Source organism: Burkholderia alba (assembly GCF_034721475.1).
GTDB lineage: Bacteria > Pseudomonadota > Gammaproteobacteria > Burkholderiales > Burkholderiaceae > Burkholderia > Burkholderia alba.
The window spans coordinates 12,065-32,568 of record NZ_JAWJWL010000010.1; the positions used below are offsets into that span (position 1 = coordinate 12,065).

Sequence of the window (20,504 nt, forward strand, 5' to 3'; positions counted from 1 at the left end):
CTTCGCGGTGACGACGGCAAGCCGCTTTTCGGCGGACGATATCGAAGCCTGTTTGCCATGCGCGCGGGAGGGGCCGGGGTTGATCCGGATGGCGCGGGGCGAGCCGGGCAGGTGCCCGGAGCAGGAGGCCGGCTGAACGGGAGAAAGAGCGATGGGGCCGCGCATGAACGGCGCGTCGCCCCGTCGCGTGCGCGTCAAGCGCCGGCGGCCTTCGCGATGCCGAACCGTTCGTTGTGTCCTTCGCCGTTCAGATAGAAGTTGCCGATCGCCGCCTCGCGCAGGATCGCCGGGTTGTGCGAGGCCAGCACGCGCGCGTTGCGCCAGTGACGATCGAAGCCGCGCGTGTCGCTGGTCGCGGATGCACCGCCGGTTTCGAACAGCAGCGTGGCGGCGTCGAGCGTCTGCTGCAGCACGATCTGCTGGGCCTGGAACACCTGGATGTCGAGCCGCACGTAGGCCGCTTCGTCGGCGCTGCCCGCGGCTCGGGCGGCCGCGACCGCGTCGAGCGCCTGCGCGACGGTCGCGGCCAGGCTTTGCGTCGAATACGCGAGGCTCGCGAGCCGGCCGATCACCCGCTGCACCAGCGGATCGTGGCGCGGGCTCGATGCGCCCGGCACGCCGAACGTGCGGGTGCGGTCGCGGGTGAACGCGATCGCGTCGCGCAGCACGGCGCGGCCGATGCCGGCGAGATTCGCGAGATGCAGCGTCTGGTAATAGCTCGTCAACAGGCTGTTGCGGCGCCGCTCCGACGCATCGAAACGCCGGTACAGGTTGGCCTCCGATACCTCGACGCGCGTGAAGCGCGTCGTGCCGCTGCCCGTCAGCCGCTGGCCGAAGCCGTCCCAGTCGTCGATGCGTTCGAGGCCCGGCGCGTCGGTTTTCACGAGCACGCGCAGGTCGCTCGCGCCGTCGTTCGCGGTGACGTCGACCCAGTCCGCGTACAGCGTGCCGGTCGTGTAGTACTTCTCGCCGTCGAGATACAGCTTGCCGCCTTCGCGCGACAGCCGCACGGTGTTGCTGGTGGTGCCGGCACGCTCGGCGGTCGCACCGCCGATCAGCTCGCCGCGCACGATGCGGGTGAACCAGCGTTCGCGCAACGCCTCGTCGTCGCTTTCCAGCAGCGCTTCGATGAAACCGCCGTGCACGCGCACGATCTGCGGCAGGTTCGAATCCGCTTCGCCGAGGCGGGCGATCAGGTGGAAAAACGCGGCGAGGCCGATGCCGTCGCCGCCGTAACGTTGCGGAACGCGCAGCTTCGTGAAGCCGGCCGCGCGTAGCCATTCGACCGGTTCGTCAGGCAACGCGCGGTCCCGGTCGCGCGCGACCGCGCCTTGCGCGATGCGCTCGAACACCGGCGCGAAGCGCGCGATCAGCGGATCGTCGCCGAACAACAGAGCGGCGTCGGCGAGCGGCGCGGTGGAGACGGACGGGAGCGGCGGGGAAATTTCGGTCAGGGCCATCGGCAATCCTGGCGGAGGCGGCAATGTGGGAAACGTCGACGTTAAACGCAGGCCGGGGGCGGAGACAACGAACGATTCGTTCGATTCTTATCAGGGCGAGCGCGAACGCGGCGCCGCCGGGGCGCGAGGCGAACGGTACGGAGCGGCGGGCCGGGGGGCGTCGAGCCGCGTGTGCGAGTACCTGGCGAGCGAAGGGTGCGAAGGGTGCGAAGGGCGAGCGAAGGACCAGAGCGGACAGCTCACGCCCTTCCGCTCGTTCCGTCCGGCCGATGTCCATGCGCATCCGAGCGGAAGCGGGGCCATACGCGCGCCGCCCCGGCATCGATCGAACCGGGGCGGCGCGCCGCGCGGCGCACGGGCAGGCGTCAGCCCGCGGTGCGCAGCGTCCTGGCCGCCGCCACCATGTTGGTCAGCGCCGGGATCACCTCGTTCCACTGCCGGGTCTTCAGCCCGCAGTCCGGATTCACCCACAGCCGCTCCGCCGGAATGCGCTCGGCCGCCTTCGTCATCAGTTGCACGATGTGCTCCCGGGTCGGGATGTTCGGCGAATGGATGTCGTACACGCCCGGACCGATCTGGTTCGGATAGTTGAAATGGTCGAACGCGTCGAGCAGTTCCATGTCGGAGCGCGAGGTCTCGATCGTGATCACGTCGGCATCCATGTCGGCGATCGACGCGATGATGTCGTTGAACTCCGAATAGCACATATGGGTGTGGATCTGCGCTTCGTCCTGCACGCCGTTGGCCGTGATCCGGAACGACGCCACCGCCCAGTCGAGATATTCCTTCCATTGCGATTTGCGCAGCGGCAGGCCTTCGCGCAGCGCGGCCTCGTCGATCTGGATCACGCGCACGCCGGCGCGCTCCAGATCGAGCACTTCCTCGCGGATCGCCAGCGCAAGCTGGTAGCACGACACCGGGCGCGGCTGGTCGTCGCGCACGAACGACCAGTTCAGGATCGTGACCGGGCCGGTCAGCATGCCCTTCATCGGCTTGCTGGTGAGCGACTGCGCGTACTTGATCCACTCGACGGTCATCGCTTTCGGGCGGCTGATGTCGCCGAACAGGATCGGCGGCTTCACGCAGCGCGAACCGTAGGACTGCACCCAGCCGAACTGGCTGAACGCGTAGCCGTCGAGCTGTTCGCCGAAGTATTCGACCATGTCGTTGCGCTCGGCTTCGCCGTGCACCAGCACGTCGAGCCCCAGCGCTTCCTGCTCGCGCACGCTGCGGGCGATTTCCGCGCGCATCGCGGCCTGGTAGCCCGTTTCGTCGAGCGCGCCGCTCTTGTACCGGCTGCGCGCCTGGCGGATTTCAGCGGTCTGCGGGAACGAGCCGATGGTGGTCGTCGGGTAGGCGGGCAGGTTCAGCAGCGCCGCCTGCTTGTCGGCGCGCACCGGGTAGGGGCTCTTGCGGCGGCCCAGCGCCGGGGTGATCGCGGCGAGGGCGGCCTTGACCGCCGGGTTGTGCACGCGCGGCGACGCGCGGCGCGCGGCGATCGCCGCCTGATTGGCGGCCAGCGCGTCCTCGACCGCGTCGCGGCCCTGGTTGAGCGCGGTCGCGAGCACCGTCACTTCGTCGAGCTTCTGCAGCGCGAACGCGAGCCACGAGCGGACTTCCGCATCGAGCTTCTGTTCGCTGCCGAGATCCACCGGCACGTGCAGCAGCGAGCAGGACGGCGCGATCCACAGGCGTTCGCCCAGCTTCCGCGCGACCGGTTCGAGCCAGTCGAGCAGCGTGCCGAGGTCGGCCTTCCAGATGTTGCGGCCGTTGACGACGCCCAGCGACAGCACGCGATCCTGCGGCAGTTGCGCGATCGCGGCATCCACCTCGGCGCGCGCGTTGACGGCATCGAGGTGCAGGCCTTGCACCGGCAGCCGGCAGGCCAGCGACAAGTTGTCCAGCAACTGGCCGAAATAGGTGGTCAGCAGCAGCTTGACGCGGCCGGTCGCGAGGGCGTCGTACGCCGTGACGTACGCCTGCTGCCACGCCGGCGACAGTTCGGTGACCAGCGCGGGTTCATCGATCTGGACCCATTCGACACCTTGCTCGGCGAGCGTCGCCAGCAGTTCGGCGTATACCGGCAGCAGGCGCGGCAGCAGCGCGAGCTTGTCGGAATCGTCCTTGGCCTTGCCGAGCGCCAGATAGGTGACCGGGCCGACGATCACCGGTTTCGCCTTGACGCCCTGGCGGCGGGCTTCGCCCAGTTGCTCCAGCAGGCGCGAGGTGTCCAGCTTGAACGCGGTGGCCGCGTTGAATTCGGGGACGATGTAGTGGTAGTTGGTATCGAACCACTTGGTCATTTCGCCGGCCGCGACGCCGCCGCAGCAGGCGCCGTGCTCTTCGGCGCCCTGCGCGGAGCGGCCGCGCGCGACGCGGAAGGTGTTGTCCAGCGCGTCGCCGTGGAAGTCCCGGACGCGCTCGGGCAGGTTGCCGAGCGTGAAGCTCATGTCCAGCACCTGATCGTAGAACGCGAAGTCGCCGACCGGCGCGAGGTCCAGGCCGGACTGGCTGTCCCAGTGACGCTGGCGCAGCGTCGCGCCCAGCGACTTCAGTTCGTCGCGCGAGGATTCGCCTTTCCAGTACGACTCCAGCGCGAATTTCAGTTCGCGCTTCGCGCCGATGCGGGGGAAGCCCAGATTGTGTGTGGTCGCCATGTCGTCGATCCCGTCAGCGTGCCGATGAAGGCGCAGAAAAGGCATCGTAGGTCACCCATCGCATGAAGTAAAATGGTGTTATTTCAACGATCTATTATTTTTGTTCATGGATCGGGATGCTTGAGCGAATTCACCTGATGATCGATCGAGATCAGCAAGCGCGAGAATTTCTACCAGCAGGCATATTGCGGCTGCGTGTACGCGCCGCGCGACACCAACCGCCATCGCGTCGCGACCGGGCGCGAGCGGATCAGGCTCGGCGAGCGGTATTACGGGGCGACGCCCGCGCAGCATCCGCCGGCCTCCGACGACGAGACGCCGCATGATTGATCCCGCCGTCCTATGCGCGGCACGCCGCGCGCCGCGCCACCGCAGCGAGGAGTCCGAACCATGCTGATACGCGATCCCATCCACGGCGACGTCGACCTGAGCGAGCGCGAAACCGCCGTGCTCGACCTGCCCGACATGCAGCGCCTGCGCGGCGTCAAGCAGCTCGGCACCGCGCACCTGGTCTATCCCGGCGCGCTGCATACGCGCTTCGATCATTCGGTCGGCGTGTGCGCGGTCGCGCACCGGATCGTCGGGCAGTTGGCCGCGTCGGGCGTCGCAGTGCCGCCGGCGCTGGAGGAGGCGATCGGCGTCGCCGCGCTGCTGCACGACGTCACGCACGTGCCGTTCGGCCATACGCTGGAAGACGAGCGCCGGCTGTTCGCGCGCCACGACAAAGGCTCGCGTCTCGCCGGGCTGTTCGCGGGCCGGCTCGGCGACGCGCTCGCCCGGCTCGATCTGCGCGAGCGCGTCGGCGGGCTGCTCGGCCTGCTCCCCGACGAGGGCGCGTCGGCCACGCCGCGCTGGGCGCGGGAGATCGTCTCGGGCACGATCGACGCCGACCTGCTCGACTACCTGCGCCGCGACAGTTTCTTCTCCGGTCTTTCGCATGCGTACGACGACCGGATCTTCCGCTGCTTCGCGGTGCACGACGATCGCCTGGCGATCCGGCTCGCCAAGCACGGCATGGACCGGCCCGATGCGCGCTCCGAGATCGTCGGCGTGCTGCGGCTGCGCTATTTCCTCACCGAACGGGTTTATTACCACCACACCAAGGTGGTCGCCGGCGCGATGATTTCGAAGGCGGTGGAGATCGCGCTCGATCACGGGGAACTGCATGAAGACGACCTGCTGCGGCTCGACGACTGGACGCTGCTGGAGCGGCTGACGCGCGGCAACGACGCCTCGGCATCGCTCGCGCGGCGCACGCTCGGGCGCGATCTGCTCAAGCGCGGCTATGTCGTGTCGGGCCGCAGCGTGCCGCTCGCGCTGCGCCGCGCGTGGGTGGCGCGCTATCACGTGTCGCGCGAGGGCCGGGCCGCCGCGGAGCGCCAGCTCGCGGCGACGCTCGGGCTGCCGTTCGAGGACGTCGTGCTGTACTGCCCGGCACTGACCGCGATGAAGGAGGCGGCGGTTGCGGTCGAGACGAGCCGCGGCATCGAGCACCTGAACGATCCCGGCGGCGCCGCGTTCGCCGAGATCAGCGCATTGCAGGACCGGTATGCCGAGTTGTGGCGCTTCTACGTGTTCGTGCCCGCGCAGGCGGCCGGGCGTGCCGCCGAGGCCGCCCGGGAGATGTTCGGCGTCCGCTGCGAGCATCAGTCGCGCTGAATCGGGATGCGCGCCGGTTCGGCGCCGCATCCGGCGCGACGAATGCGCGCCGGCACGCCGCCGGTTCGCCGTCTCGCGCCTTTCCATGACGGACGGCGCCGGGCGGCCTTAGTGCGCGCGGGCATAACCATGTGCGGATTTCTTCGTGGCGCGGGCGGCGCGGCACGGCGCACAATCGATCGCTCCATCGCCATCCAACACGGGGCCGAGCGCCGATGAGCCGAGATCTGCTGCTGCTTCTGGAACCGGGATTCACCGACCCGCAATATCCGGGCGAACGCTTCGTCTGTCCGGGCGGCGCGCCGATCGAGGGGCTGCTCGCGAGCGATCCGGCGAGACAGGCGGGCCTCGACGTGCGGCGCGTGCCGTTCGAGCGGCCGCGCGCGGCCGTGGTCGCCGCGCTCGATGCCGAGCATCAGGGTTTGCCGGCGCTCGTGTTCGGCGATGAACAGCCGGCGCCCGACGACGCGCTGACGCTCGGCGACACGCGCTACGTGACCGATACCCGGCGCATTCTCGATCTGCTCGCCGAACGGCACGGTTTCCCCAAAATCCACTGAACGGCGGCGCGACCCGATGCGCAACGAGCCGCCGCCGCGCCAGCTGCACCTGAACGTCAACATCCTGCACTCGGGTTTTCTGCCGTCGGCTTGGCGGGTACCGGGCGCGGACCCGCGCGCGTTCCTCGACGTCCGGCATTACGTGAACGTCGCGCGCATCGCCGAAGCGGCGAAGTTCGACGCGGTGTTCCTGGCCGACAACGCGTCGATCGCCGATCAGCTCGACTTCCGGCCGATCACCGCGCTCGAGCCGTCGATCCTGCTCGCGACGATCGCGGCGGCCACCGACCGGATCGGCCTGATCGGCACGGCATCGACCAGCTACAACGAACCCTACAATCTCGCGCGGCGCTTCGCGACGCTCGATCATGCGAGCAGCGGGCGGGCCGGCTGGAACGTCGTCACCACGGCGGATCTCGGCTCGGCGCGCAACTTCGGACTCGACGCCGTACCGGCGCACGCCGAGCGCTACGCGCGCGCGGCGGAGTGCGTCGACGTCGTGAAGGCGCTCTGGGACAGCTGGGACGACGACGCGTTCATCGGCGATCAGGCGCTCGGCCGCTTCGTCGATCCCGACAAGGTGCGGCCGGTCGCGCACCGGGGCGCGCACTTCAGCGTGCAGGGGCCGCTCAATCTGCCGCGTTCGCCGCAGGGGCATCCGGTGCTGGTGCAGGCGGGCGGGTCGGCCGACGGGCTGGCGCTGGCCGCGCGGCACGCGGAAGCGGTGTTCACCGCGTCGCCGTCGTTCGACGACGCGCTCGCGTATGCGCGCCGCCTGAAAGACGCGGCCGCCGCGCTCGGACGCGCGGCGCCGAAGGTGCTGCCGGGCCTGACGACCATCGTCGGCGCAACCGAGGCGCAAGCGCTGCGCCGGCGCGACGAGCTGGTCGATCTGATTCCGTGGCGCTACAGCGCGAACCGGCTCGCGGGCACGCTGGGCGTGCCGGCGGAACGGCTGGCGCCGGACGCGCCGCTGCCCGACGGGCTGGCGCTGCCGGCAGGCGGCAGCGGCAATCACACGTTCTTTCACGCCACGCTCGCGCAGGCGCGGCGGCACGGCTACACGGCTCGCGAGCTGGTGCGCGCGATGGCGGGCGGCACCGGCCATCGGGTGGTCGTCGGCACGCCGGAACAGATCGCCGACGATATCGCGCGCTGGTTCGACGCGGGCGCGGCCGACGGCTTCAACCTGATGCCGGACGTGCTGCCGGGCGGATTGCAGGACTTCGTCGACGGCGTCGTGCCGCTGCTGCGGCGGCGCGGGATTTTTCGCGCGGAGTACGCGGGCGCGACGCTGCGGGACCACCTCGGTCTCGCGCGGCCGGCAGGCCGGGGCGCGAATCCGGCGCGGGAATCGGCCTGATCCTGCGCGTTGCCGCATGGAGGAGGGCGAAGCGATGCGGATCGCGCCGCCGGCGGGGCACCGGGGCCGACAACGTCGGTTTGCCGGTTTGCCGTCGTGTCATGCCGCTGCGCTCAGTCCTGCCGCTTGAGCAGTTCGTGCGCCTGCACGATCTGCTCGGCCAGTTGATGAACCGGGATGCGTTTCTCCATCGCCTGCGAGCGGATCTGCTGATAGGCCTCGTCCTCGCTGATGCCGTGCGCCTGCATCAGCAGCGTCTTCGCTTCCTGCAGCGTGCGCACCGAGACGAGCCGTTGCTCCAGCTGCGAGATGCGCCGCCGGTAGTCTTCATCGCGGCGATGCTGGTGGCAGGCGAGCGCCATCGCGCTCAACAGCCCGAACGAGCGCACGGGCGTCGACAGCGCGCTTTCCGCGTCGATCCGCAGCAGCAGTTCGAGGATCGTCGGGCTTTCGTAGGTGGTGACCGCGATCAGCGGCGGCCGCGCGTCGTCCTCGAGCCACGGGATCGACAGGCTCAGCAGGTCCGGGCGGGCCGCGAGGATCACGAGATCGACGCTTTCCGGCAGCGCGGCGGGCGGCGGCCAGCGCTGCTCGGTCGGACAACCGATCCGCGACAGCTGCTCGACGATCAGCAGGCCGTTGTCGTCGTCCGGGTAATACACGATCACGCGCAGCGAACGCAGTTCGGCGAGCAGGCGCGGCGTCGAGCGGACGTGGGAGCGGGGGCGCATCGCGGCGGCTACCGTTTCACGTCGTCGAGCGCGTGCACCCGGTCGCCGAGCGAGTGGGTGACGAGATAGGGATCGGGATGCACGCGGCGCGTCGCTTCGCGCACGATCGTGAAATCGCCGCCGGCCGTTGCGCAGCCGATGCGCGGATACAGGCAGGTGTGCTGGGTGAGCCGGTCGATCTTGACGCGGCCCTGCGGCGCGTCGAACTCCGCATCGGCGAGCTGGGCGACCAGCTGGTCGCGCCGCTCGCTGCCCGCGCGCGCCAGCGCGTTCGCGAACAGATGCACCTGGAAGTACGCGGCCTCCCAAGGCGCCGACGCCACCGCGTCGGCGCCGAAGCGCGCCTTCAACTGCGCGATGCAGCGGTGATTGACCGGGTTGTCGATGCTCTGGAAGTAAGGCGACGACGTGAAGTGACCGGCCGCCGCCGCGCCCATCTGCCGCAACTCGATTTCCGAGGTCGTGAGGCTCGCGATCGGCGAGCGCCGCGCGTCGAGTCCCGCGTCCGCATAGGCGCGGTAGAACGCGGCGGTGCTGTCGCCGACCAGCGTGCTGAATACGAAGTCGGGCTGCTTCGCGCGGATATCGGCGATCACCGGGTCGAAGTCGCCGTCGGAGACGACGAGCGGCATGTAGACCTCGCCGAGGATCCGGCCGTCGGGCCGCTGCGTGACGAGGTCGATCATGATGCGGTTCGACTCGTACGGATAGATGTAGTCGGACCCGATCATGTAGACCCGCGCGCCGAACCGCGCGGTCATGAACTCGGCGAGCTGCACGCTGTTCTGGTTCGGCGCGGCGCCCGTATAGATCACGTTCGGCGAGAACTCGAAGCCTTCGTAGAGGGTCGGGTAGAACAGCAGCTTGTCCCATTTCTCGACGACCGGGATCAGCGCCTTGCGGCTGCTCGACATGTACGCGGCGAACAGCACGTTGACGCCGTCGGCCGCGATCAGCTCGTCCGCGAGCCGCGCGTAAGTGGCCGGATCGGAGCACGCGTCGCGCACCACCGGCACGATTTCGCGGCCGCCCGCGCCGCCCGCTTCGTTGATCTCGGCAATCGCCTGCAGCGTGCCGCGCAGCTGGCTCTGGCCGAGATGCGAGGTGCAGCCGCTTTGCGAAAACAGCACGCCTACTTTCACCGTCTCCATCTGATTCGTTCCTCGTGTCCTCGCGATCCCGATCGTGCCGGCTCAGCCGCTCAGGCGCGCGGCCAGCCGCGCGACCAGCGCGGGCAGCGGCGCGTCGTCGGCGGCGTGGCGGCAGTGCGCGCCCGTGTCGAGTATTGTAGACAGCCCCGGCGGGGCGCCAAAGGACAACCCGAGCAGCACGATGCCGCCGTGCCGCGCCCGCGCGGCCGCATGGCGCGCATCCTCGGCGAGATGGCGAGGATCGAAGACGTCGATGTCCGCTGCTTCGCCGTCGCCGATCAGCACCAGGTTCGCGCGCTCGCGCGGGGCCGCCCGGCGCAGCAGCGCGGCCGCGTGGCGCAGCGCGGCGCCCGTGCGGGTACCCAGGCCGCTGCCCGCCCCGAGCAGCGCGTCGCGTCGCGGGGCGTCGAACGGCTCGTCGAAATCCTTGAAGCGGGTGTAGTACACCCGATGCCGGCCGTTCGACGTGTAGCCGTGGATCGCCCAGCGGCGCCGCTGCCCTTCCAGCAGGTCGCCGAACAGGCAGGCCGCGCGCTTTTCCAGCGCGGCGACCTGCATCGCCGTCGACGCCGACAGATCGAGCAGGATCAGGACCGGCGCGGGCTGCTCGCGCGGCACGCGGCGGCGGAAGATGCGCGGGTCCGGCGCCGTCCGGGCGCGCCGGGCGACGCGCAGCGCGATCGTTGCGTCGAGGTCGAGCGTATCGCCGTCGAGCTGCGCGCCCGCGCGACGGGCCAGCGCATGCGCGCGGGCCGCCGGCGCGGCCGGGGCCGCGAGCCGGTCGGCGGCGATCGCGGCGGCAAGTGCCGCGTCGGGCGTCGCGGCGGGCGTGGGCCGCTCGAGCACCGTGGTCCAGCGGCGGCGCTCGCGCCGGGTCCGGACATGCCACTCCGGGTAGCGCGGCGCCGCGGTGTCGGGCGTCGGCGGATCGTAGGCGTCGCCGCCGTCCCGCGCGGCGTCGCCGGTCAGCGCGTCGAGCCACGGCGGCGCGGCGGGCTCGGTCGCGTCGACCGTGCGGGTCCATAGCCAAGCGTTGTCGTCGCGGTAGCGCAGCCACGTGCCGTCGTCGGGTTCGAAGCGCACGCGCATCTGGCCGAGATCGTTGGCGAGCACCGACGCGACCTGCCGCAGCGCGCGGTAGTCGCCGAGCGCGCCGAGCCGATCGCGAAACAGCGCCGCGCCCCTGTCGACCCAGGGGTTGCCGTCGCGGTAGGCCGGCTCGAACAGGGCCTTCGCGAGCCGCGCGCACAGGAGGTTGAAAGTCAGCCCGGTCCGGTCGATCGGCGCGTACGACGGCGCCCAGCCCGCGCGCAGGCCGGGCCACGCCGCGAGCAGCAGGGTTTCGGCGCGGGCATCCTCGACGAGGCCCGCGACGGCGAGCCCGATCGGCGTCAGCGCATCGGCGCTCGCATCGCACGGCGAATGCCGCCAGTGGGCGAGCGCGTGCGCGGCCGCGGCGAACTGTTCGGATTCCGTCAGCGCGGCGGGCAGCGCGAGCCGCGCGTCGCCCAGCGTCGCGCGCGGCCGCTCGCCGGGCGGCGCGAGGTCGACGCGCCGTCCGGCCATCCCGTGCAGGAAACGCCGGATCCGCGCCGCGCTCATTCGGCGAAATGCGCGGCGGCGAACGCCTGCAGCGCGGCGGCGCTGTCCGCGTCGTCGGTGGCGGCGGCGCTGATCGCGAGCCGGCACGCCGCGAGCGGCGAGAGTCCCGCCGCGATCAATTGCGCGGCCTGCACGACGAGGCGTGTCGACGCGCCTTCGTCGAGCCCGTCGTCCGCGAGCGTGCGGGTACGCTGCGCGATGTCGACGAGCCGCCGCGCGGTATCGCGCGCGACGCCGCTTTCGCGCACCACGATGTCGATCTCGTGCGCCGCGTCGCCGTAGCCGAAATCGATCGCGACGAACCGCTGCCGGGTCGACGGCTTGAGGCGCTTGTGTTCGCTCTGGTAGCCCGGGTTGTACGAGATCACCAGATGGAAATCCCGGTGCGCGCGGACCACTTCGCCGTTCCGCTCCAGCGGCAGCAGACGCCGTCCGTCGGTGAGCGGATGGATCACGACCGTCGCATCCGGCCGCGCCTCGACGATCTCGTCCAGATAGCAGATCGCGCCGTGCCGCGCGGCGAGCGTGAGCGGACCGTCCGCCCAGTAGGTACCGTCGCCGTCGAGCAGGTGGCGGCCGGTCAGGTCGGCGGCCGACGTATCCTCGTTGCACGCGACCTGGATCAGCGGCACGCCCATGCGCCACGCCATCGCTTCGACGAAACGGGTCTTGCCGCAGCCGGTCGGGCCTTTCAGCAGCAGCGGCAGGTGCCGGCTGCACGCCGCCTCGAACCAGCGGACTTCGTCGCCGCTCGGGCGGTAGTAGGGCTGCGCCGCGACGCGGTGCGGCGCGAGCGGATCGATGTCGGCGCGCGGCGCGGGCGCCGTCATCACCATTTCCCCGTCAGCATCAGCATGCCGGGCACCCAGCAGGTGCCGACGCCGATCGCGATCGTGTACGCGGGCAGGATGCGCACCGGGCGCTGGAGGCCGAGCGAGACGAAGAACAGGAACCACAGGCTTGCCCACAGCACCCACATCACGCTGAAGCGCACGTCGTGCGCGAGCGCCGCGTAGACGAGCGCGCTCAGCGCGACGAACAGGCAGTACCAGCCGAGCCCCGCGCCCTTGAGGCCGAGCCACTGGACGGCGGCCAGATAGAGGTAGGTGAACGAGAACAGCAGGCCGCCCGCGCTCGCGAAGTACTGCGCCGGCGCGCTCGCGTGAGCGAGGCCGCCGAGGTTGAGGATCAGCGTGAGCAGGCCGACCAGCAGGTTGATCGCGGCCGCGTCGCGGGACTCGATGCGGCCGGTGAGCGCGACGCCGTTGACGACCAGCACCGCGCCGATGAAAAACAGTGAGACGCCCAGCATGGCGTGTCCTCCGGCAGAGCGTGAAGGGGCCGCCGACGCGCGGCCGGCGGCGGAGCGAGGCGCGCTTCAGCGATGCGCGGGCGTTTCCGCCGGAATGCCCTCGATCGGGCATTCCGGGGTGCCGGGCGCCGCGCGGGTGATGTTCTCGACCATCTTGCGCGCGCCTTCCGGATCGTTCACCCACTTGCCGTAGAACTCGAACGGGCAGGCCGCGACGCCGTCGGGCGATTCGCCCGACCCGATCCGGCCGGTGTAGCCGCGATGCAGCAGCTTGTACAGGTGGTTCTGCGACTGCATGTTGCGGCGCGCGTCGCGGATCAGGCTCACCGACAGCTCCGCGTACTGCACGCCGTTTTCCTCCTCGCCGCATTCGCCGAGCGTGCGGCCGTCGAAGCCGACGATCGCCGAGTGGCCGAAGTACGAGTACACGCCGTCGAAGCCGGAAGCGTTCGCGACCGCCACGTAGCAGTTGTTCATGAACGCCATCGCCTTCGATACCAGCACCTGCTGGTCTTTCGCCGGGTACATGTAGCCCTGGCAGCGCACCACCAGCTCCGCGCCGCGCATCACGCAATCGCGCCAGATCTCCGGGTAGTTGCCGTCGTCGCAGATGATCAGGCTGATCTTGAGGCCCTTCGGCCCGTCGGCGACATACGTGCAGTCGCCCGGATACCAGCCCTCGATCGGCACCCACGGCATGATCTTGCGGTACTTCTGCACGATATCGCCGTGGTTGTTGATCAGGACGAGCGTGTTGTACGGCGCCTTGTCCGGATGGTCCTCGTGGCGCTCGCCCGTCAGCGAGAACACGCCCCACACGTTGGCCTTGCGGCACGCGGCCGAGAAGATCTCGGTTTCCTCGCCGGGAATCGTCGACGCGGTGTCGTACATTTCCTGCGCGTCGTACATGATGCCGTGCGTCGAATATTCCGGGAACACGATCAGGTCCATGCCCGGCAGGCCGCGCTTGATGCCGGCCACGCGCTCGGCGATCTCGCGGGCGTTCGCGATCACGTCGGCGCGCGTGTGCAGGCGCGGCATCTTGTACTGGACGACCGCGACGCCGACGCTGTCGTTGCTGCTGGAAATATCGCCATGACGCATGCTGCTCTCCTGGTGGGTGAAGCCGTGCCGTTTTCGGCGGACAAAAAAAAGCCCTTGCCTCGACTAGCGAGGCAAGGGCTTCTTTGCCGTATCTCGTTTCTCCGACAACGCTGTCGGATAACGCGGGGAATTCGTCGGTACCGGCCGCCTGGGCAGCCATCGATGCGGGCGCGGGCCCGGCATCGCGCAAGGCGGCGACGTCTTTGTCTGCCGTATTGCTCGACGCACTCTAAGCAATCTTTTTTTCGGATGCAACACCGCGTATACCCCGCCGCAAGGGGCGCGATCCGGGCGTGCGGCGCCGATGGCGCGCGTGCGCCGCTTTTCGTCGTTTCTTCGGACGGCGGAATGCGCGCGATCCGGCTATAACGGTACACAAGACCGGACAGGGAGACGAAGCCCGATGAAATGGCTGCTCGCAGGACTCGCCGTGGCGGCGCTCGGATTATCGCTGGCGCGGCTCGCCGGCGCCGATGCCGCGACGCTCGCGCAACTGGCCGGCTACGCGGCGACGGTCGCGATCGGCGCGCTCGTCGGGCTGCTCACGCTTCGGCGGCGCAAGCCGGGCGATCGCGACGGCGGCCGCTGAGCGCGCGAGCGCCGCGCCGCCCGCCGTGCGCCGTGCCGCGCGCGGGATGCGGCGGTATCATTGCGCCCATCCGAACCAACCGGCGCGGCCCGGTGCCGAGCCGACCAAGGACTTTCCGTGAGTGTGCACAAGATCATCTATGACACCGATCCGGGCGTCGACGACGCGATGGCGCTCGTCTTCCAGGCGCGCCACCCGGACATCGAACTGCTCGGCGTGACGAGCGTGTTCGGCAACGCGACCGTCGACACGACGACGCGCAACGCGCTGTACCTGACCGGCCGCTTCGCGCCCGGCGTGCCGGTCGCGCGCGGGGCCGCCGCGCCGCTGCGCCGGGCGCCGCCCGAGCCGCTCGGCTGGATCCACGGCGACAACGGCCTCGGCAACATCGAAGCCGGCGCGCTGGACGCGCTCGATGCGGCGCGCCATCCCGGGCTCGACGCGCGGCCGGCGCACCGTTTCATCATCGACACGGTGCGCGCGCATCCGCATCAGGTCACGCTGGTCGCGGTCGGGCCGCTGACCAATCTGGCGCACGCGCTCGCCGAGGATCCCGAGATCGCGACGCTCGTGAAGCAGGTCGTGATCATGGGCGGCGCGTTCGGCACCGGCGGCGTGCTCGGCAACGTGACGCCCGCCGCCGAAGCGAACATCCACGGCGATCCCGACGCGGCCGACCAGGTGCTGTCGGCGGCGTGGCCGCTCGCGGTCGTCGGGCTCGACGTCACGCAGAACACCGTCATGACGACCGCCTATCTCGCCGCGCTGCGCGACGACGCGGGCGAGGCCGGGCGCTTCGTGTGGGACGTGTCGCGCCACTACGAGGCGTTTCATCTGGCCAGCGCGGGGCTGGCGGGCATCTACGTGCACGATTCGTCGGCGGTCGCCTACGTGGTCGCGCCGCAGCTGTACACGACGCGCTCCGGCCCGGTGCGGGTGCTGACGACGGGGATCGCCGTCGGCCAGACGATCCAGAAGCCGGTGGCGATGGGCGTGCCCGCGCCCGACTGGGACGGTCGACCGTCGCGCGATGTCTGCGTGGGCGTCGATGCGCACGGGATGCTCGAACTGTATCGGCGCACGCTGATCGGTTGAGGGCGAGCGGGGCGCGGATCGGCATCCGACGAGGCCGAGGTGGCGTGACGGGATGAGGTTCGCCGCGCCCGTCCGCTTTCGCCGATCCGTCGGCCCCGGGCGCTGCAGAGAGGGGCGGGCAAGGACTTGCCGGCAGGCATGCCATTCGCCCCGGAACGCAGGCGTGCGGCTCGCCACGGCCCTGCATTCAGGCGGGGGCGCGCAACGAGGCGGGATGACGAGGCGGACACCGCCGCGCGCCCCGATTCGCCGCCGTCGCGGGTCTCCGGCGCAACTGATGCCGATTATCCGTTGTTGCGTCATGCGATTCGAGTGATCGCGGCGCTTCGCTGCCGATTTTTCCAGACGGCGAATACGCTCGTGTAAAGTTTTCGCGGCGACAGCCGTTATTCGAAAACATCGAATTTCAATGGGGAGAATCCATGGCGGTCAATCAACCGGGCAACGGACCGGAATCCGGCGCGCCGACGCGTCAATCGGCGGAATTCGCACTGAAAGTAAGAAGTCTGATCGTTCTCTCTATTTCGTTGCTGGTGATGTTCGGAATCATTTCCTGCTACATTCCGATCGGCAGCAAACTGGGCTATTTTCTGAGCGGGGCGATCGCGATAGCGATCGCGGGTAGCCTGAGATTTCTCCAGATACGGTATCCCGGCCGATTCGTATTCACCGATCTCCGTACCCGCGCGCTCGCGTGGCGCGACAGCCTGGAGCGTCATCAGCAGTTCTATCTCAACATCGCGCTGTGCATTCCTTTCCTGGCCTACACCTACGTGCTGGACGAGAAATGGATGTTCGTGCAGGTGTTCCAGCTGTTCGTCATCTATTGCGTGATCGTTGCCGCGAACGACATCATCAGAATTTATGTCGCGCTGTCGAATACGCTGGTTGGAAAAGGGTTGATCGCATTGGGTTTCGCCGTCGGCTCCAATTTTGCGTTCTGTTTTTCCGGATGGATCATCGGCGAGATGACGCACGTTGCGCCATCCACGTTCCCGCATACGCTGTCGTTTCTGGCAATCGTCGCCATTCCCTTTCTATTTCTTATCGCGGGTGCGATTTACTTGCCTTTTGTCGTACTCTCGGTTCCCTTCATCTGGCTCGCATCCGATCTGGAAAAGCGTTCGCCGGGACTGATGAAATGGATTTTCGCGCGGAAATTCGAGAAGCCGGCGCGTCGCTATGTCATTGCCACGCTGCTGTTTCAGGCATTCTTCTATTCTTTCGTCGCCGCCATGCTGCCGAAGATGATCTTCTCGTCGATGAGCCGGCATGGCGAGGCGATCGAATCGACCATCGCGGGCTCGATCTACGCATTCGACATGTATCCGGGCACGGCGTGCGGGGGCGAGCCTGGATATCGCGTTGCCGGGCTGGGCGACGAAAACTACATGCTCGCGAGAAAAACGCCGCTTGGCGTGGTGTTCGACAAGCCGAAAAAGTGCACGCTTTGATCGCGGCGGCGAACCGGGCGGCCATCGTGCGGGTTGGCCGCCGGTCCATGCCTGTCTTGTTGCGGCCGTCACCCGCGCATGGCGAGGCCGGCCTACGCGAACCACCGGTTCAACCGCGCCCAGGCCGCGAACAGGTCCGGCCACGCCCGCACTTCGCTGTCCGCCGCCCCGAGCCCCCAGCCGTGGCCGCCGCGCTGGAACACATGCAGTTCCGCCGGCACCCGTGCGCCGCGCATCGCGTGCAGCATCAGCAGACTGTTGTCGATGGGCGAGACGGGATCGTCCAGCGCCTGCGCGAGAAACACGGGCGGCGTGCCCGTATCGACTTGCAGGTTGACCGACAGCGCGGCGCTGTCCGCTTCGGCCGGATGCGCGCCGACGATGTGCAGCCGCGTGCGGGTATGGTCGAACGGGGGCATCAGCGTCAGCACCGGATAGATCAGGCCGGCCAGGTCGGGGCGGGCGGATTCGCGGTCGTCGGCGTCGACGGGCGCGTAGCGCGCCGCGTCCGGCGCGACGGCGGTCATGCCCGCGAGATGCCCGCCCGCCGAAAAACCGAGCACGGCGATCCGCCCGGCATCGAGCCGCTCGCGGCGCGCCCGCGCACGGATCACCCGCATCGCGCGCTGGCCGTCCTGCAGCGGCGCGAGCCGCGACCAGCCCTGTTCGGGCAGCCGATACACCAGTTCGAACGCGGTGACGCCGAGCGATCTCAGCCACTGGCACGCCGGCGTGCTCTCGTTGCCCAGCTCGATATGGTCGTAGCCGCCGCCCGCGATCACGAGCGCCGCGCTGCCGTTCGGCCGCTCGGGCCGGTAGACGGCGAGCCGCGGCCGCATCACGTGCGACACGCTGCCGTGCTTGCCGCGCTGCTCGCCCTCCGGCCCGCCGTCAGGCGACGGATCGGGCGGGGCCGCCGGCCACAGGTCGATCGTCTCGTCGGCCGGACCGGACGAGGGCGCTGCCCGCCATGCGCCGGGGCCGGCATCCTCCGCCCGCGCGGCGGGCATGAGCGCGGCCAGCCCGCCCGCCAGCGCCGCGCCGATCAGATTGCGCCGAGTGTCGTTCATGGTCTCGCTCCGTCTCGTCGATTCGATCGCGCTATTTAACGCGTATCGAGGGCGTATGTAAAATATATGGATTATTGGATTTTCATATCGATTGAATATGAACGAGATCGTCGACCTTCGCCTGCTGCGCTATTTCGTGGCGGTGGCGGAAGAGCGCAGCGTGACGCGGGCCGCGCAGCGGCTCGGCATCGCGCAGCCGCCGCTCAGCCAGCAGATCCGGGTGCTCGAAACCCGGCTCGGCGTGCGGCTGTTCGACCGCCAGCCGACCGGCGTCGCGCCGACGGCCGCGGGCGTCGCGTTGCTGGAGCGCGCCCGCAAGCTGCTCGACGGCGCCGATGCGTTGGTGCCCCACGTCCGGCAGGCGGCGCGCGGCCGGCACCGGGCGCTGCGGGTCGGGCTCACGACCTCGGCCGCGCTGCACGAGTCGTCGTCGGCGGTGCTGCGGCGCTGTCTCGCCCGGCACGACGATCTCAGTGTCGAACTGCATGACGGCAGTGCGCAGGATCTGACCGAGCGGCTCGGCGGCGGCGAACTGGATCTCGTGATGCTGAGGGTACCGGTGCTGCGCGCGAACGATGTCGAAGCGCTCGTCGTGGATGACGAGCCGGTATGGCTCGCGCTGCCCGCCGGGCATCCGCTTGCCGCCGCCGCGAGCGCGGCGCCGCGCCGGCGTCGCGCACCGACGCTGGACGTGCTGCGCGACGAGGATTTCATTCTGGTGCGGCGGCCCGGGCAGGGCGGCATCTATGAGCAACTGCTGGGCGCCTGCCGGCACGCCGGTTTCGAGCCGCGCGTCGCGGCCGAGGTGACGCGGATGCTGACCTGCCTGAACCTGGTGGCGGCGGGCGCGGGGGTGTCGGTCGTGCCCGCATCGATGCGCAGCGTGCTGGCGGGGCGGGTCGACTATCTGCCCTGCGCGCAGCTCGACGCGATTCGCGCGCCGCTCACGCTGCTGCATCGCGGCCGCCACAACGGCACGGCGGCGCGGGATGCGCTCGAGGCGGCGCGGGGCTACGTCGACGAACGCCGGCGCTGAGGGCGCCGATGCCGCCCGCGTGCCGTGCCGCGCCCGTTCAGTACGCGGCGGCGGCGGCCTGTCCGTCCGTGACGATCGCGACGCCCGAACTGGTGCCGAGCCGCGTCGCGCCCGCTTCGATCATCGCCAGCGCGGCGGCGCGGTCGCGCACGCCGCCCGATGCCTTCACGCCGAGCGCCGGGCCGACCGTCCTGCGCATCAGCGCGACGTCCTCGAGCGTCGCGCCGCCGTGGCCGAAGCCCGTCGAGGTTTTCACGAACGCCACGCCGAGCTCGCGGCAGATCTCGCATACGCGCACCTTCTCGTCGTCGGTCAGCAGGCCGGTTTCGAGGATGACCTTGAGCGGCACGGCGCCGCACGCCGCGTGGACCGCCGCGATATCCGCCTTCACGTCGTCGAGCCGGCCGCTCTTCAGCGCGCCGAGATTGACGACCATGTCGATCTCGCCCGCGCCGGCCGCGATCGCCGCCGACGCCTCGAACGCCTTCGACGCGCTCAGGCCCGCGCCGAGCGGAAAGCCGATCACCGAGCAGACCTTGACGCCCGTGCCCGCCAGCGCGGCGGCCGCGAGCGGCACGTTAGCGGAATTGACGCACACCGAGTAGAAGCGATACGCCGCCGCCTGGCCGCACAGCGCGCGGAGCTGCGTGTCGCTGGCGTCGGGCGCGAGCAGCGTGTGATCGATGAACTGGGCGAGTTGCGCGTTGGTGTAAGGCATGACAAAGACTCCGTAGTGCTGTGTGACGGACCGGCTCACACGAAAGTTGATGTTTTAACATCGGTTTGTTACTAATAGAGCATGCGGCGCCGGATGGGGAGACCTGCCCGGCGCGCGGAATACAGCGGAAGGACGGAGCATGGAAACCAAGAAGGGCGAGCGGATCAAGGCGCTGATGAACGTGCTGCAAGGGCAGAACGCGATTCATCTGCGCGAGGTGGCGGAACTGTTCGACGTGTCGGAAATGACGATCCGGCGCGATCTCACGGACAATCCGCACGGGCTGAGCCTGGTCGGCGGCTACATCACGCGCAATTTCGCCGCGCAGCGCAGCGACATCGGCGAATACCTGATCAGCGCCGAAAACAACCGGCAGATCGAGGAGAAGCGCAAGATCGGCAAACTCGCCGCGCAATTCGTGAAGACCGGCGACACGGTGTTTCTCGATTGCGGATCGACCACGCCGTTCGTCGTCGATTTCATTCCCGACGAACTGGAGTTCACCGCCGTCTGCAATTCGCTGAACGTGTTCGTGAAGCTGCAGCAGAAGCCGCACTGCGACGTGATCCTGTGCGGCGGCACCTATCACCGCAAGAACATGGTGTTCGAGTCGAGCGCGGAAGCCGGCATGCTCGACACGGTGCGCGTGTCGAAGGCGTTCATTTCGGCGGCGGGCGTGAGCGACCGGTGCGGCGTGACCTGCTTCAACTTCCACGAAGTCGACGTGAAGAAGAAGGTCATGCAGCGTTCGCAGAACAAGTTCCTGCTGGTCGACCATACCAAGTTCGACGAAGTGCGGCCGGCGTACTTCGCCGAGCTGGCTGACTTCAACTTCATCCTCTCCGATCATCAGCTCAACCGGAAGTACGAAACCCTGATCCGCGAACGCGGCATCGCGCTCGTGATCTGACCGCGGCCGGCGCGCGTCGGCTGCCCGGGGCGC

At 69.4% G+C, this 20,504-nt stretch carries 18 protein-coding genes and 1 pseudogene; 9 read left to right on the top strand and 10 right to left on the bottom strand.

Annotated features, from left to right (window positions below; all coding sequences use genetic code 11):
* Positions 1-194: 194 nt before the first annotated feature.
* Together RZR99_RS13155 and metE are read right to left on the bottom strand one after the other, a co-directional pair.
* A complete protein-coding gene (locus RZR99_RS13155; protein ID WP_323120211.1) occupies positions 195-1,460 on the bottom strand; it encodes an acyl-CoA dehydrogenase family protein in 1,266 nt (421 codons plus the stop codon).
* Positions 1,461-1,825: 365 nt separating this feature from the next.
* Complete coding sequence (metE, locus tag RZR99_RS13160) at positions 1,826-4,117, bottom strand: 5-methyltetrahydropteroyltriglutamate--homocysteine S-methyltransferase (protein WP_323120212.1); 2,292 nt, start codon at positions 4,115-4,117, stop codon at positions 1,826-1,828.
* Between the two features lie 144 nt (positions 4,118-4,261).
* Between metE and RZR99_RS13165 the strand changes: the two are divergent.
* The 4 genes and pseudogenes from RZR99_RS13165 to RZR99_RS13180 form a co-directional block, all read left to right on the top strand.
* Positions 4,262-4,447 (top strand): annotated as a pseudogene (locus RZR99_RS13165) (epoxyqueuosine reductase QueH); the annotation flags it as partial.
* A 60-nt stretch (positions 4,448-4,507) separates the two neighbouring features.
* Complete coding sequence (locus RZR99_RS13170; RefSeq protein ID WP_323120213.1) at positions 4,508-5,776, top strand: HD domain-containing protein; 1,269 nt, start codon at positions 4,508-4,510, stop codon at positions 5,774-5,776.
* A gap of 215 nt (positions 5,777-5,991) precedes the next feature.
* Entirely contained in the window at positions 5,992-6,336 is a 345-nt protein-coding gene (locus RZR99_RS13175; RefSeq protein WP_323120214.1) for a DUF3088 domain-containing protein, read from the top strand.
* A 16-nt stretch (positions 6,337-6,352) separates the two neighbouring features.
* Entirely contained in the window at positions 6,353-7,699 is a 1,347-nt protein-coding gene (locus RZR99_RS13180) for an LLM class flavin-dependent oxidoreductase (RefSeq protein ID WP_323120215.1), read from the top strand.
* A gap of 113 nt (positions 7,700-7,812) precedes the next feature.
* On the opposite strand, the gene RZR99_RS13185 is transcribed toward RZR99_RS13180, so the two are convergent.
* The 6 genes from RZR99_RS13185 to RZR99_RS13210 form a co-directional block, all read right to left on the bottom strand.
* A complete protein-coding gene (locus RZR99_RS13185; RefSeq protein WP_323120216.1) occupies positions 7,813-8,430 on the bottom strand; it encodes an ANTAR domain-containing response regulator in 618 nt (205 codons plus the stop codon).
* Positions 8,431-8,438: 8 nt separating this feature from the next.
* Entirely contained in the window at positions 8,439-9,581 is a 1,143-nt protein-coding gene (locus RZR99_RS13190; RefSeq protein ID WP_323120217.1) for a transporter substrate-binding domain-containing protein, read from the bottom strand.
* Between the two features lie 42 nt (positions 9,582-9,623).
* Positions 9,624-11,183 carry a nitric oxide reductase activation protein gene (locus RZR99_RS13195; protein ID WP_323120218.1) on the bottom strand — a complete coding sequence of 520 codons (1,560 nt, stop codon included), beginning with the start codon at positions 11,181-11,183 and terminating at the stop codon, positions 9,624-9,626.
* On the bottom strand, positions 11,180-12,019 hold the full coding sequence (locus RZR99_RS13200; protein WP_323120219.1) for a CbbQ/NirQ/NorQ/GpvN family protein: 840 nt from the start codon (positions 12,017-12,019) through the stop codon (positions 11,180-11,182). The genes RZR99_RS13195 and RZR99_RS13200 overlap by 4 nt, the downstream gene beginning before the upstream one ends.
* On the bottom strand, positions 12,013-12,495 hold the full coding sequence (locus RZR99_RS13205; protein ID WP_323120220.1) for an AmiS/UreI family transporter: 483 nt from the start codon (positions 12,493-12,495) through the stop codon (positions 12,013-12,015). The genes RZR99_RS13200 and RZR99_RS13205 overlap by 7 nt, the downstream gene beginning before the upstream one ends.
* A 66-nt stretch (positions 12,496-12,561) precedes the next feature.
* Entirely contained in the window at positions 12,562-13,599 is a 1,038-nt protein-coding gene (locus RZR99_RS13210) for an aliphatic amidase (protein WP_323120221.1), read from the bottom strand.
* Between the two features lie 403 nt (positions 13,600-14,002).
* Between RZR99_RS13210 and RZR99_RS13215 the strand changes: the two genes are divergently transcribed.
* The 3 genes from RZR99_RS13215 (at position 14,003) to RZR99_RS13225 (ending at position 16,737) form a co-directional block, all read left to right on the top strand.
* Positions 14,003-14,188, top strand: coding sequence for a hypothetical protein (locus RZR99_RS13215; protein WP_323120222.1), 186 nt, complete (start codon positions 14,003-14,005; stop codon positions 14,186-14,188).
* 117 nt (positions 14,189-14,305) lie between these two features.
* Positions 14,306-15,283, top strand: a complete 978-nt coding sequence (locus RZR99_RS13220) for a nucleoside hydrolase (protein ID WP_323120223.1) — start codon at positions 14,306-14,308, stop codon at positions 15,281-15,283.
* A 422-nt stretch (positions 15,284-15,705) separates the two neighbouring features.
* Complete coding sequence (locus RZR99_RS13225) at positions 15,706-16,737, top strand: hypothetical protein (protein WP_323120224.1); 1,032 nt, start codon at positions 15,706-15,708, stop codon at positions 16,735-16,737.
* A 92-nt stretch (positions 16,738-16,829) separates the two neighbouring features.
* Here the strand turns inward: RZR99_RS13225 and RZR99_RS13230 are convergent, their stop codons facing one another.
* Positions 16,830-17,807 (bottom strand): alpha/beta hydrolase, encoded by a 978-nt coding sequence (locus RZR99_RS13230; RefSeq protein ID WP_323120225.1) that lies wholly within the window; start codon positions 17,805-17,807, stop codon positions 16,830-16,832.
* 97 nt (positions 17,808-17,904) lie between these two features.
* Here RZR99_RS13230 and RZR99_RS13235 point away from each other — a divergent pair, with 97 nt between their 5' ends.
* Positions 17,905-18,843, top strand: coding sequence for a LysR family transcriptional regulator (locus RZR99_RS13235; protein WP_323120226.1), 939 nt, complete (start codon positions 17,905-17,907; stop codon positions 18,841-18,843).
* A gap of 37 nt (positions 18,844-18,880) precedes the next feature.
* Here RZR99_RS13235 and deoC read toward each other — a convergent pair whose 3' ends face one another.
* Positions 18,881-19,561, bottom strand: a complete 681-nt coding sequence (gene deoC / locus RZR99_RS13240) for a deoxyribose-phosphate aldolase (protein ID WP_323120227.1) — start codon at positions 19,559-19,561, stop codon at positions 18,881-18,883.
* Between the two features lie 139 nt (positions 19,562-19,700).
* On the opposite strand from deoC, the gene deoR reads away from it, so the two are divergent.
* The gene (deoR, locus tag RZR99_RS13245; protein ID WP_323120228.1) at positions 19,701-20,471 is read left to right on the top strand and encodes a DNA-binding transcriptional repressor DeoR; all 771 of its coding nucleotides are present in this window, start codon (positions 19,701-19,703) and stop codon (positions 20,469-20,471) included.
* The last annotated feature ends 33 nt before the right edge of the window (positions 20,472-20,504 follow it).